The following is a 13,469-nucleotide window of genomic DNA, read 5'->3' as shown; positions in this document are numbered from 1 at the left end:
AGACACCTGCGCGGACACACACGGCCCGACCAGGCGTACGAACGCGGGATGACCGGCCGTCCTCCAGCCGCGCGACATTCATTCCACGAGTAACCGCTCGAATGAGCGTCGGCTTCTGCTGATTTCTCTGCGAGCCCCCGGCTCGAGCAGGGCAGAACGGCTCCGTGTGGCCCGCTCGCCGGCCGGCTCGATGCACCCGGAAGAGGGTGTCGATCCCGCCGCCGTCCTGCCATGAAACACCCTCCCGAACCGCCTTCGGTTCGACGGGCTTTTCTGTACCCCGGGCTTCGGATGTGATGTGAAGATGAGGTGGCCCAGGTGACTGGCGCCACTGATGTACGATGCCGACATCGAGCCGGACTCGGTCCGGTTCGATGCCCTTATGTACTACCCGGCGATTCGGGTATAATGCGTTCGGCGGATGGCAGGAGTGCCAGTCCGCCACCCGATCGCCGTCGGTCCAAGCCATTCTGGTGACGGATCTACGTTCGGCATCGGCTTCGATGGTTTCGACCATCGTTGTCGGACCCCTTCGATGGGCTTAAGGCCTGTCGTCGACAACATACGGGTCCGAAGGAAATGAGGATTCCACCCCTGCGGTCCGCCGTACAGATGGGATCTGATGTTAGCCTTGATGGTTTGGTGATATCCGGTCGGCCACGTTCGTCGTGGCCTACCGATACCCGCCAACCAGAGTGACTCTCTCTGGCCGCCGGGGTTTTCCCCGGCAACATTCCGGTTGATCCTGCCGGAGGCCATTGCTATCGGAGTCCGATTTAGCCATGCTAGTTGCACGGGTTTAGACCCGTGGCGAAAAGCTCAGTAACACGTGGCCAAGCTACCCTGTGGACCGGAATAACCTCGGGAAACTGAGGATAATTCCGGGTAACGCTCCCTCACTGGAATGTGGGGAGCTGGAAACGTTACGGCGCCACAGGATGCGGCTGCGGCCGATTAGGTTGACGGTGGGGTAACGGCCCACCGTGCCCATAATCGGTACGGGTTGTGAGAGCAAGAGCCCGGAGACGGAATCTGAGACAAGATTCCGGGCCCTACGGGGCGCAGCAGGCGCGAAACCTTTACACTGCACGACAGTGCGATAGGGGGACTCCGAGTGCGAGGGCATAGAGCCCTCGCTTTTCTGTACCGTAAGGTGGTACAGGAAGAAGGGCTGGGCAAGACCGGTGCCAGCCGCCGCGGTAATACCGGCAGCCCAAGTGATGGCCGATATTATTGGGCCTAAAGCGTCCGTAGCTGGCCGGACAAGTCCGTTGGGAAATCCGCACGCTTAACGTGCGGGCGTCCAGCGGAAACTGTCCGGCTTGGGACCGGAAGACCCGAGGGGTACGTCCAGGGTAGGAGTGAAATCCTGTAATCTTGGACGGACCACCTGTGGCGAAAGCGCCTCGGGAAGACGGATCCGACAGTGAGGGACGAAAGCCAGGGTCTCGAACCGGATTAGATACCCGGGTAGTCCTGGCCGTAAACGATGTCCGCTAGGTGTGACGCAGGCTACGAGCCTGCGTTGTGCCGTAGGGAAGCCGTGAAGCGGACCGCCTGGGAAGTACGTCTGCAAGGATGAAACTTAAAGGAATTGGCGGGGGAGCACTACAACCGGAGGAGCCTGCGGTTTAATTGGACTCAACGCCGGACATCTCACCAGCACCGACAGCAGTAATGACGGTCAGGTTAATGACCTTACCCGAGCTGCTGAGAGGAGGTGCATGGCCGCCGTCAGCTCGTACCGTGAGGCGTCCTGTTAAGTCAGGCAACGAGCGAGACCCGCACCCTTAGTTGCCAGCAGCATCCACGTGATGGCTGGGTACACTAGGGGGACTGCCGCTGCTAAAGCGGAGGAAGGAACGGGCAACGGTAGGTCAGTATGCCCCGAATGTGCTGGGCAACACGCGGGCTACAATGGCCGAGACAGTGGGATGCAACCCCGAGAGGGGGCGCTAATCTCCGAAACTCGGTCGTAGTTCGGATTGAGGGCTGAAACTCGCCCTCATGAAGCTGGATTCGGTAGTAGTCGCGTGTCAGAAGCGCGCGGCGAATACGTCCCTGCTCCTTGCACACACCGCCCGTCAAAGCACCCGAGTGGGGTTCGGATGAGGCCACTATTCGGTGGTCGAATCTGGGCTCCGCAAGGGGGCTTAAGTCGTAACAAGGTAGCCGTAGGGGAATCTGCGGCTGGATCACCTCCAACGAACGGGACCTGGCATCCGCCAGGCCCACCACAGAGTCGGACCTGACATCCGTCAGGTCCATTCCGGGCCACGCGATCGTGCCCGACCGGACACCAACAAACCATCAAGGCTAACACCACACCGCTCCCGAGAGGGAGGCGGGCCCATAGCTCAGTGGGAGAGCGCCGCCTTTGCAAGGCGGAGGCCCTGGGTTCGAATCCCAGTGGGTCCATCCCGGGTTCGGACGTCGAATCGTGTCCCTTAAGTGGGACACGACGAAACGAACGACCCCGAACGACTGATGCACCACCCCGCAAAAGCGCGGGTGGGAAGGGTCGAGTTCGCCACCCGACACGGAAGTTCATCAGTGTGAACTTCCCACCACGGGGGCGTGCAATGACGACCGTGTGTACGTGCAATCCAGGCGCTCACTGGACTCGTCCGTTTTGAACGGACGAGCGGTATCATCGGATTGCTTGTTCGGTTCGCCGAACGAGCATTCCAACATTGGATCACAGTTTCCGTTTCGACGGTTTTGTGATCCCATCGATTACGACCCGTTCCAACGGGGGCGTAATCAACATTGGACGACAGTTCCGTTTCGACGGAACTGTGGTCCGCCATCGATTACGACCCGTTTGACGGGAACGTAATCATCATTGGGTCACGGTTCCGTTTCGACGGAACTGTGGTCCAGCCATTTGGCTGCTACGCCATCTGGTGAATGGCTCGGCTCGGATGCCGACGAAGGACGTGCCAAGCTGCGATAAGCCTGAGGGAGCCGCACGGAGGCCAAGAACTCAGGATCTCCGAATGGGAATCCCCACCGCAATTGCCACGCGCAATGGGGAACGTCCGGAATTGAAACATCTTAGTACGGACAGGAAGAGAAATCGTAACGAGACGCCGTTAGTAACCGCGAGTGAAGGCGGCATAGCCCAAACCGAAGCCCTTCGGGGCAATGTGGTGTGTGGGCTGGCTCTCATCGCCTGAACGTCTGTGTGAAGTCTCCTGAAATGGAGCGCGAGACAGGGTGAAAGCCCCGTATCACAGTCCTTTACGGCGTGCGCCAGTACCGGAGTAGCGGGGGTTGGAATTCCCTCGTGAACGAGGCAGGCATCGACTGCCAAGGCTAAGTACTCTCCGAGACCGATAGCGAACAAGTAGCGCGAGCGAACGCTGAAAAGTACCCTCCAACGGGGGGTGAAATAGGGCCTGAAATCAGATGGTTATAGAGCGACTGGGCACAAAAGGCCTCGTCGGGAACGAGCTGGACGAGAGTCCACAGTAGGACCAACGAGGAGCCGGTGTCGAGTCGTGCGTTTTGAAAAACGAGCCAGGGAGTGTACCTGTTTGGCGAGTCTAACTGGAGTATCCAGGAAGGCATAGGGAAACCGACATGGCCGCAGATCGGGTTACCGATCCAGGGCCGCCGTCTTCAAGGGCGGGGAGTCAAACGGGTACGACCCGAAACCGGACGATCTACGCGCAAACAAGGTGAAGCATGGCGAAAGCTATGTGGAGGCCTGTTAGGGTTGGTGTCTTACAATACCCTCCCGTGATTTGCGTGTAGGGGTGAAAGGCCCATCGAGTCCGGCAACAGCTGGTTCCAACCGAAACATGTCGAAGCATGACCTCTGCCGAGGTAGTTCGTGGGGTAGAGCGACCGATTGCGGAGACCGCCTCCGAGAGGAGTCGGCTCCGCTGTCAAACTCCAAACCTACGGACGCTGTCGACGCAGGGAGTCCGGTCTGCGGGGTAAGCCTGTGGACCGTGAGGGAGACAACCCAGAGCTGGGTTAAGGTCCCCAAGTGCAGGCTAAGTGTAAGATCAAAGGTGGTCCCGAGCCACAGACAGCCGGGAGGTGAGCTTAGAAGCAGCTACCCTCCAAGGAAAGCGTAACAGCTCACCGGCCGAGGTTCGGGGCGCCCAAAATGATCGGGGCTCAAGTCTGCCACCGAGACCTAGCCACGGAGTTCACACTCCGATTGCGTAGGTTGGCACTCTGTTCGGGCGGAAGTACGGGCGAGAGCTCGCATGGACCGAATAGAGAAGAAGATCCTGGTCGTAGTAGCAGCGAAAGTCGGGTGAGAATCTCGACGGCCGAAAGGGAAAGGGTTCCTCGGCACTGTTCGTCAGCCGAGGGTTAGCCGGTCCTCAGTGTTATCGCAACTCGAATAACACGAGCGGTAAACGGGTTAATATTCCCGTGCCATCATACAGTGAAAGTCGACGCCTTGGGGTCGGTCGAGCTGGGCTCTGCCCAGTCGAACCGCCAAAGCCCGTGGAAGCCGTAATGGCACGAAGCGGGTGAACGGCGGGATAGGGAAACTCGGCCTTACCTAGGGCCCGTGAAAAGACGAGTATGATGTCCGTACCGAGCACCGACACAGGTGCCCTGGCTGAGAAGGCCAAGGCCTGTCGGGAACAACCGACGTTAGGGAATTCGGCAATTTAGCCCCGTAAGTTCGCGATAAGGGGTGCCTGCCCAGCAATTGGGCAGGTCGCAGAGACCAGGAGGCTCCGACTGTCTAGTAACAACATAGGTGACCGCAAATCCGAAAGGACTCGTACGGTCACTGAATCCTGCCCAGTGCGGGTATCTGAACACCTAGTACAATAGGACGAAGGACCCGTTAACGGCGGGGGTAACTATGACCCTCTTAAGGTAGCGTAGTACCTTGCCGCTTCAGTAGCGGCTTGCATGAATGGATCAACGAGAGCCTCGCTGTCCCAACGTTGGGCCCGGTGAAACGTACGTTCCAGTGCGGAGTCTGGAGTCCCCCAGGGGGAAGCGAAGACCCTATAGAGCTTTACTGCAGGCTGTCGCTGGGACACGGTCGCTGATGTGCAGCATAGGTAGGAGCCGTCACACAGGTACCTGCGCTAGCAGGCCACCGAGGCAGCAGTGAAATACTACCCGTCAGTGACTGTGACCCTCACTCCGGGAGGAGGACACCGGTAGCCGGGCAGTTTGACTGGGGCGGTACACGCTCGAAAAGATATCGAGCGTGCCCAAAGGATACCTCATTCGGGTCGGAGACCCGGAAAAGAGTGCAAGAGCATAAGGTATCCTGACAGTGTCCGGCACAACAACGGACGCTGACGCGAAAGCGTGGTCTAGCGAACCAATGAGCCTGCTTGATGCGGGCCATTGATGACAGAAAAGCTACCTTAGGGATAACAGAGTCGTCACTCGCAAGAGCACATATCGACCGAGTGGCTTGCTACCTCGATGTCGGTTCCCTCCATCCTGCCCGTGCAGAAGCGGGCAAGGGTGAGGTTGTTCGCCTATTAAAGGAGGTCGTGAGCTGGGTTTAGACCGTCGTGAGACAGGTCGGCTGCTATCTACTGGGGGTGCTATGGTGTCTGACGGGAACGTCCGTATAGTACGAGAGGAACTATGGACGGAGGCCACTGGTGTACCGGTTGTCCAACAGGGCAATGCCGGGCAGCTACGCCTCGCGGGGTAAGGGCTGAACGCATCTAAGCCCGAAACCCACCCGGAAAAGAGACACCGCTGAGACCACTCGTAGAAGACGAGTTCGATAGACTCGGGGTGTGCGCACCGAGGCAACGAGGTGTTTAGCCCGCGAGTACTAACAGGTCGAAGCCACCATTCATTCCGCCATCCGTTTCGACGGACGAGTTCAGGCGCAAACTGGATTGCACGTAACACACGGTCAAGGACCACCGATACTGGTGTCCCGGATTTGATCCGGGCGCGGTTCGATTCCGCGGATCGGCGTTAAGGCGGCCATAGCGGCGGGGAAACACCCGTACCCATCCCGAACACGGAAGTTAAGCCCGCCTGCGTTCCGGCGAGTACTGGAGTGCGCGAGCCTCTGGGAAAACTGCCTCGCATTAGCGAGGGGCCAAGTGCAGGCCGAGGGGTGCAATCGGAAGTACACGCAGGGTCCGTCCCGGTGGAACCCGAGACCATCCTGTCGACGCCTGTAACTGGTGGTTCGCCGCCACCATTCATTTCCTTTCATTCATCACGTTCGTGAGCGACGGCCACGTCGCTCCGAACAGTACAACACCGACGAGCGACAGCGATCCCCACGACGTCCCGTCTGGGGCGCTGCCATGTGTTTTTATACCACACAGGGACGTGTATGGCGAATGCATATCCGTCATGCGTTAGTCACGTCCGTTTTTCCCGAGGACTAGCGTCAGGCTGGCAAATTTCGCAACGACAGCATGAACAGATAAGAATATATGCGAGGCAGTATTGTCTGTTATCGTATGACACGCAACACGAGTCGACGCCGATTCATTCAGGCCGCCGGTGGCGCGTCCCTGGTAGCGCTCGCTGGCTGTGCCGGAAACGGCGAGAACGGGGAGGGAACCACCACTGAAGAGGAGGAAACCACGCGTTTCTCCTGGCACGCAGGTGGCACCAGCGGGACCTACTACCCGCTCTCGAACGAGTTCAAGACGGTTGTCGAGGACAACACTGATTACTCGCTCAACGTCCAGTCCACGGGCGCGAGCGTGGAGAACGTCGGCAGTCTCCAGAGTGGTGACGCCGACTTCGCGCTGATCCAGAACGACATCGCCTACTTCGCCAAGAACGGGACCGGGATCGACGCCTTCGACGGCAGTCCGGTCGAGAACCTCAAGGGGGTCGCGACACTGTACCCCGAAACGATCACGGTCGTCACGCTCGCGGAGTCCGGCATCTCGACGCTGTCGGATCTCGAAGGCAAGACGATCAACACGGGGGACCTCGGGTCCGGAACACAGGTCAACGCCCTGCAGATCCTCGAGGCAGTGGGCATCGAGGACTTCGACGAGCAGAACGCCTCCTTCGGGCAAGCGGCCGACCAGCTGCGTGACGGTGATGTGGACGCCGCCTTCGTCGTCGGTGGGTGGCCGGTCGGGGCCATCGAGGACCTCGCGAACACGAACGACATCGAGATCGTCCCCATCGCCGGCGACAATCGCGCGGCGGTCAAGGACGCGGCCTCCTGGTTTGCCGATGACACCATCCCTGGTGGCACCTATTCGGGCGTCGAGTCGGACGTCGAAACCGTCGCCGTCCAGGCGATGATCGCGACCCGATCCGGCCTCGACGCGGACGCCGTCGAGACGGTGACCGCGGCTATCTTCGACAACGTCGACGCCCTCTCCACGAAGACCGACTTCATCTCCAAGGAGAGCGCCCAGGACGGCATGTCCATCGAGCTGCACGAGGGCGCAGCGGCGTACTTCGGGTAACGCCCTCGAACCACCGACGGCTTTCGCTGCATGAACCTGCCTGACTGGTCGGTCCGCCGATGGGTACTGGTCGCGATCGTCGTGTTCGCAGCGATCGGACTGGCCCTTGGAACGCCGGCGCAGAAAACCCTCGTCGTCGAACGAGTCGACTCTGGCGAGGTGATCATCGCGGATTCTGTGTCGAACGGAACGACTGTTGGCCTTGAATACATGCACAGCGTCGAGAAGAGCCGGGTTTACGACGAGTATACCGTCCGGGGGATGTCACTCGCCAACACGCGGATGGAGTTCGAATCCTACGGCTGGGGCCTCCCGGCGGGGGTGAACGTCACCCTCGAGGACGGGGTCTTCGTGTACGAACCGGACAAAACCTACCAGACGATTACTGTCAAGCCGGGGCGGATCGCAAACCACACGCTCACGGTCGGTGATCGGACGTACGATCTGGTCGAGCGGGCCGACGCGAATTCGGTGCATATTCGGGTAACCAGAACCACGGCCCTAACAAGACTCCTCGTGGGTCGGTGAGCCTGATGAGCGAATCCCAGACAACCGACGACGCAGAATCGCCGCCCGAGACTGACGAGCTTATCAACGAGCTCCAGCAAAAGCGATCTGTCACCGGGTGGCTCGGGTTCGTCGTCGCCGCCGTGGGGATCTCGTTTTCGATCTTCCAGGTCATGCTGGCCGCAAAGAGCTTCTACTGGGACCTTCCCTTACCGATCATCGGCGAAGTACGGCTCGTTGGCCTCCAGTTGCTTCAGGCAAACGCCATCCACGTGAGCTTCGCACTCGTCTTGACCTTCCTCCTGTATCCGCCGAGTACCGGCGACGGGTTCGTCGCCCGGTGGCTCGGACGGCTCGACGCCGGGATTCGATCCCGGATCGGCACGGACAACCCGGCAAGCCGGGTGCAGAATGGGGTTCGTCGCCTGCTCCACTGGGCGTTCTACGATCCCGACCAGGAGCGACTCACCCCCGCGGACGTCGTTCTCTCGATTTTGGCACTGCTGAGCGCGATGTACTTCCTCGCGGACTTCAGCGAGATTCAGAACATGCGTGTGTTTGGGCTCGGAGCGGGGAGCCCCTACTACGAGGTGTTCCCCTTCCGGCTCCTCTTCGAGACGATCCCCCTACTGGAATCGTTCGCGCAGGGGCTTCCGGGGGCCGAGATGTCGTACGCGTTCATTCTCGGCGCCATCGGAGTGCTGCTCGTTCTGGAGGCCACTCGGCGGACGATCGGGCTCCCGCTGATGCTCATCGTTGCGGTATTCATCCTCTATGCTCGATGGGGCCACTACATTCCCCAGGACGCCGCCTACGTCGGTATTCTCTCGATCCCCAATCTCTCCTGGGAGTCGATCATCCAGAACCTGTGGTTCAACACGGAAAACGGGGTTTTCGGGATTCCGGTGACCGTCTCGGTGCAGTTCATCTACATCTTCATCCTCTTTGGCGCGTTCCTGGAGAAAAGCGGGGCCGGCCAGTGGTTCATCGACCTCGCGTACGCGGGGACGGGCACGCGGACCGGCGGGCCCGCGAAGGCCTCGATCCTCGCGAGTGGCTTCATGGGCACGATCTCCGGCTCCTCGATCGCCAACACGGTCACGACGGGCACGTTCACCATTCCGCTCATGAAGCGCTCGGGGTACGACCCCGAGTTCTCGGGCGCGGTTGAAGCAGCGGCGTCCTCCGGTGGCCAGATCCTCCCGCCAGTCATGGGCGCGGCTGCGTTCCTCATCGTCCAGTATACGGCCACGCCCTTCGCGGACGTCATCGTCGTGGCGACGATCCCCGCGATCGTGTTCTTCTTCGGCGTGTGGGTGATGGTCCACCTCGAAGCGGTTCGGGCCGGCGTCGGCGGCCTCGACAAGAGTGAACTCGTCAACGTCGGGGACCATCTTCGGCGGGGCTGGTTCTACCTCGTCCCACTCTTCTTGCTGCTCTACTATCTCATCATCGAGCGGCTTTCGGTCGCCCGTTCGGCCTGGTTCACCATCCTCGCGATCGGCGCGCTGCTCGCCCTGGTCGCGGCGTACAACGACCAGACTCGGCTCCTGCTTCCGGCGACCGTCGCTGGGGTTGCAGGCATCCAATTTGTCTCGTTTGTCCTCTTCGGGACTGACCTGCTGGGACTTCTCATCACGGGCCCGCTCGGCGGCGTGAGCCTACAGGTTGCCTTCGGGCGGGTGATCGGCAACCTGGGTTGGTACACGATCATCGCCGGGTTCCTGGTGATGGCCACGCACCCGGGGATGCGCGCTCCGCTGCTGTCCCTGGACCCCGACGTGGGTTCGGCGGCCCGAACGGTGTCGAACGCGGTTCGTCGTCCCTCGCTCGCCGACAATCAACTGTTCCGCTACATCGCTTACACCGGGAACGCCATGGATTCGGGCGCACGTACTGCGGTGCCGGTGGTCATCGCGGTCGCGGCAGCCGGGATCATCCCGGGTGTGATTAGCGTCTCCGGGCTCGGACCGAACCTGGTTTCGCTCATTACACAGTTGGCTGCAGGTTCGCTCGTGCTCATGCTGCTCATGACCGCTGTCGCGTCGATCATCCTCGGGATGGGGATGCCGACGACGGTCACCTACATCATCCTGGTCTCGCTTTTGGGACCGGCCCTCGTCGAGTTCGGCATCGCCGAGCTGGCCGCTCACCTGTTCATCCTCTACTTCGGCGTGATCGCCGACATCACGCCCCCGGTCGCGGTTGCGGCCTACGCCGCTTCGGGCGTGGCTCAGTCGGATGCCTTCGAAACCGGTGTGAAGGCCTTCTCCCTCTCGCTCAACAAGGCCGTCGTGCCCTTTGCCTTCATCCTCTCGCCAGGGATCCTGCTCCTGCGAACCGGGGTCGAGGTACCGGACTCGGATAAGACCTACCGGGTGCTCAACAGTGCCGACCTCCTCGATCTCTCCTATTCGATCCCAGAGGTGCTCGTGCCGGTTCTCGGGCTCTTCTTGGGCGTGATCGCGCTCGGGGCGACGGTCATCGGCCACCTCTACGCGCCGGTAACGCGTCTCGAACGGTCCGGATTCGCACTCAGCTCCCTCCTCTTGATGGCCCCTGGACTCCTTGTGACGGCGATCTCGGATGGTATTACGGCCGTTGGAATGGCCCCCATTCCAGTTACCACCCCCATTGACCTCGGGCTTCGGGCGATCGGACTGGTGTTGTTCGTCGTCCTCCTCGTTCAGAATCGCCGCGTGGACTGGAGCCTGGAGCAGGAATCGACGGCCTAGACCGACTCGGGCCAGACGTGTTCGTCGAGTCGCGCGACGACCGTTTCAAGTAAGGTCTGGAGGTTGACGGTGTCTGCCCGGTTGTACTCACAGAGTGTCTCCAGGGCGGCCTGATCCCCACGTTCGTACTCCCGCCAGAGCCGAATCGCGTCCCGGCCCGAGATGTCGGGGCGGTCGCGCTCGATACCGACTGTCCGTTCGATCTCCTTGAGCCCGCCGCTCAGTCCCAGTCGCTGGCTCAGGAATCGGAGATCGAGGTGCGGGAGATCGACGGAGACGTCGAAGGCCGTCTCGAGAAAGGGCACGTCGAACTGCGCGCCGTTGAACGTACTCAAGAGTGCGGCGTCTTCGAGATGTGACTGAAGCCGCTCGGCGGTAAGATCCCGGCCACGGACGAGCGTCGTCGTCTCCCCGCCCTGGTGAAGCGAGACTGTGGTCACGACGTTTCGCCGTTTGTCCAGCCCGGTGGTCTCGATGTCCAGGAACAGCGTCTCCTCACGGAAATTCTCGTAGAGCCGCCACTGTGCCGAGTCGGGGAACTGTTCGGCAAAGAAGGTGGCCTCACCGGCTTCGAGCCGCGGTTCGGCCCGGGCGATGAAGTCCTCGACGCGGGCCCCGGTCTTCTCGCCCAGCAAGTCGGGGTCGAAGCGATCCCAGTGGGTCGCTCCCTCGGCCCAGAGCGAGCGCTCGGTCTTCTCCCCGACCCCCCGAACCGGAATGTAACTCTGCTCGATTCGCACGCCCGTAGCTACACCTGAGGAGATGAAAAGCTTCGCGGGTCCGGATTCGGACCGCAATGATTAACCCCTCCAATCGAGTAGCATCGACTGCGCCAAGGTGGCAGAGTCCGGCCTAACGCAGCGGCCTGCAGAGCCGCCCATCGCCGGTTCAAATCCGGCCCTTGGCTTCCTTAGTTTAAATCCAAGACTGCTCTCGATGGGTTTTCACTCCTTCTCGCCCCGGGTCGCCCGCAGCCACGCCTTGATGCCGACGACCTGCCCGTCGATGGTCTCGGCGGGTGCCTCACGCGCCGCCCAGACGTACATCGGGGCCACGTCCGCGGGCAGCCGCCCGAAGTCCTTGCCCGTGAGCTCGGTCTGCACCTGTCCCGGATCGACGATTCCGACTACTTGATCGAGATCCGCGGCGAACCCCCGCGCGATGGCCTCCGCGGCGGCCTTCGAGACGGCGTACGAGCCGGTTCCCGGAGTCGCCACCCGGGCAGGTTTTCCCGATGGAACGAGCACCCGCGCGTCCGCGGCCAGGTGGGGAACGGCCTCGCGAATCGTGGCGAACACGCCTCTGGCGTTCGTCGCCATGTGGTCGTCGTACCGTTCGTAGGACTCGGCCGGGAGCGGGGTCGCCCCCGACGGCCCGTGATAGACCCCCGCACTCGGGACGAGCACGTCGATTTCGCCCAGCCTGTCGGCGGCGACTGCCAGCAGGTTGCTGACCGAATCCTCGTCGCGCACGTCGACTGCGACGGCCTCGGCATCGAGCCCGTCGGCGACGTCCTCGACGGCCGATTTCTCGCGAGCCCCGAGAATTAGCTGGCCGCCAGCCCCCGCGAACGCTTCGGCGACGGCGGCACCGATGCCCCGACTTGCACCCGTGAGTACCGCGGTGAATTCGCTCATGGGCTAGCTACCGCGGAAAACCCCTTGAGCACTCGCCTTCCGGCACTACCGGAACGTGGCCCACTCGAAGACTCGTCGGATCGCGATCGCTCCGACGAGTCCGGTGACGGGGACGACCCAGCCACTCTCCAGGGAATCAGGAAAGCTCCAGTTCGACGCGGCCGGTTGCCCGTCACCGCTCTCACCGGACGCTGCCGGTGGGTGGCCCGCCGCCTGGCCGTCTGTTACCCCATCGCCGTCGGAGTCCGCAGTGAGTGGATCGGTTCCGAACCGTTCCAGTTCCCAGCCGTCGGGGAGCCCGTCCTCGTCCGTGTCCGGATCGGTCGGGTCGGTCCCGAGTTCGAGTTCCTGGGCGTCTTTCAGCCCATCGCCGTCCGTGTCAGGCTCGGTCGGGTCGGTGCCCAGATCGAGTTCGCGGCGATCGTCGAGTCCGTCGCCGTCCGTGTCAGCCAGTGTGGGGTCCGTCGGCAGATCCTCGATCTCCCGGCGGTCGTCCAACCCGTCGCCGTCCGTATCTACGTCGGTCGGATCGCTACCCACTTGGAGTTCGCGGGCGTCGTCGATCCCGTCCCCGTCAGTGTCTTTCCGGGTGGGATCGGTGCCAAATTTGGTCACCTCGGGTCCGTCTTCGAGGCCGTCGTCGTCAGTGTCGGGATCGCGGAAGTCAGTGGGGCCGTCGATCTCCTGGCTGTTCTGCAGCCCGTCTCCGTCCCGGTCACTCGTCTTTCGCAGCACCGTGACCGCGACTTCGCTGCTATCGATTAGCGCCCCGTTCGCGTCGTAAAAGCCCACGACGACCGAGTCGGGGCCCGGCTTGTCGAGCGCGTCGTCGGGGAGGGTGAGCGAGAGGGTCTGCTCGTCGACCTCGCGGAGGACGATCGACTGGCTGGCCAGTGCCTCGTCACCGGGGCCGATGTGCTCGTCCTGGGTTTCGGTTACTCGAACGGCGTAGTGTCGATAGTCCCGTGCGTCCTCGAAGACAGGGGTCGCGACGGTGGCCGTGATTTCGAGGGTTTCGTCGGCCCAGACGTACTGGGTTCCGTCGACAGTCGTGGCCGCGGCCGGACCAGTGACTGTCGTGTCGAGCACTCCAGCGTCGACCGCGCCCGCGCCACCGCTCAGCGCAATCGCGAGTGCGAGCAGCAGGACGATGGCACGCGGGGGGTTCATAGTGGGTCGTT

At 61.8% G+C, this 13,469-nt stretch carries 6 protein-coding genes, 2 tRNA genes and 3 rRNA genes; 8 read left to right on the top strand and 3 right to left on the bottom strand.

Going from position 1 to position 13,469, the window contains the following annotated elements; translation table 11 throughout:
• Nucleotides 1-732: 732 nt before the first annotated feature.
• From RH831_RS02080 to RH831_RS02050, 7 genes are all read left to right on the top strand, one after another.
• Nucleotides 733-2,204 (top strand): 16S ribosomal RNA (locus RH831_RS02080).
• A gap of 142 nt (nucleotides 2,205-2,346) precedes the next feature.
• Nucleotides 2,347-2,418, top strand: a tRNA-Ala gene (locus RH831_RS02075).
• 464 nt (nucleotides 2,419-2,882) lie between these two features.
• Nucleotides 2,883-5,808: ribosomal RNA gene (locus RH831_RS02070) — 23S ribosomal RNA — on the top strand.
• A gap of 127 nt (nucleotides 5,809-5,935) precedes the next feature.
• Nucleotides 5,936-6,054 (top strand): 5S ribosomal RNA (rrf, locus tag RH831_RS02065).
• The 16S, 23S and 5S rRNA genes sit together here with 1 tRNA gene alongside, the layout of an rRNA operon.
• A 380-nt stretch (nucleotides 6,055-6,434) precedes the next feature.
• The gene (locus RH831_RS02060; RefSeq protein WP_070364172.1) at nucleotides 6,435-7,409 is read left to right on the top strand and encodes a TAXI family TRAP transporter solute-binding subunit; all 975 of its coding nucleotides are present in this window, start codon (nucleotides 6,435-6,437) and stop codon (nucleotides 7,407-7,409) included.
• A gap of 30 nt (nucleotides 7,410-7,439) precedes the next feature.
• Entirely contained in the window at nucleotides 7,440-7,937 is a 498-nt protein-coding gene (locus RH831_RS02055; protein WP_310552617.1) for a DUF1850 domain-containing protein, read from the top strand.
• A gap of 5 nt (nucleotides 7,938-7,942) precedes the next feature.
• Nucleotides 7,943-10,651, top strand: coding sequence for a TRAP transporter fused permease subunit (locus RH831_RS02050; protein ID WP_310552616.1), 2,709 nt, complete (start codon nucleotides 7,943-7,945; stop codon nucleotides 10,649-10,651).
• Here RH831_RS02050 and RH831_RS02045 read toward each other — a convergent pair.
• Nucleotides 10,648-11,391, bottom strand: coding sequence for a ribonuclease H-like domain-containing protein (locus RH831_RS02045; protein ID WP_310552615.1), 744 nt, complete (start codon nucleotides 11,389-11,391; stop codon nucleotides 10,648-10,650). The genes RH831_RS02050 and RH831_RS02045 overlap by 4 nt on opposite strands.
• A gap of 91 nt (nucleotides 11,392-11,482) precedes the next feature.
• On the opposite strand from RH831_RS02045, the gene RH831_RS02040 reads away from it, so the two are divergent.
• A tRNA-Cys gene (locus RH831_RS02040) sits at nucleotides 11,483-11,558 on the top strand.
• 37 nt (nucleotides 11,559-11,595) lie between these two features.
• On the opposite strand, the gene RH831_RS02035 is transcribed toward RH831_RS02040, so the two are convergent.
• Together RH831_RS02035 and RH831_RS02030 are read right to left on the bottom strand one after the other, a co-directional pair.
• A complete protein-coding gene (locus RH831_RS02035) occupies nucleotides 11,596-12,288 on the bottom strand; it encodes an SDR family oxidoreductase (RefSeq protein WP_070364186.1) in 693 nt (230 codons plus the stop codon).
• A 45-nt stretch (nucleotides 12,289-12,333) separates the two neighbouring features.
• Entirely contained in the window at nucleotides 12,334-13,458 is a 1,125-nt protein-coding gene (locus RH831_RS02030) for a calcium-binding protein (protein ID WP_310552614.1), read from the bottom strand.
• Nucleotides 13,459-13,469: the final 11 nt, after the last annotated feature.

This window comes from Halodesulfurarchaeum sp. HSR-GB, from assembly GCF_031432215.1.
Classification (GTDB): domain Archaea; phylum Halobacteriota; class Halobacteria; order Halobacteriales; family Halobacteriaceae; genus Halodesulfurarchaeum.
Note: the sequence above shows the minus strand (reverse complement) of the source record. Positions and strands in the feature narration are given on the sequence as shown.

Excerpts from the sequence above, each read along its gene's own strand:
- RH831_RS02060 (WP_070364172.1), top strand. The coding sequence starts at position 6,435 with ATGACACGCAACACGAGTCGACGCCGATTCATTCAGGCCGCCGGTGGC.
- RH831_RS02055 (WP_310552617.1), top strand. The coding sequence starts at position 7,440 with ATGAACCTGCCTGACTGGTCGGTCCGCCGATGGGTACTGGTCGCGATC.
- RH831_RS02050 (WP_310552616.1), top strand. The coding sequence starts at position 7,943 with ATGAGCGAATCCCAGACAACCGACGACGCAGAATCGCCGCCCGAGACT.
- RH831_RS02035 (WP_070364186.1), bottom strand. The coding sequence starts at position 12,288 with ATGAGCGAATTCACCGCGGTACTCACGGGTGCAAGTCGGGGCATCGGT.
- RH831_RS02030 (WP_310552614.1), bottom strand. The coding sequence starts at position 13,458 with ATGAACCCCCCGCGTGCCATCGTCCTGCTGCTCGCACTCGCGATTGCG.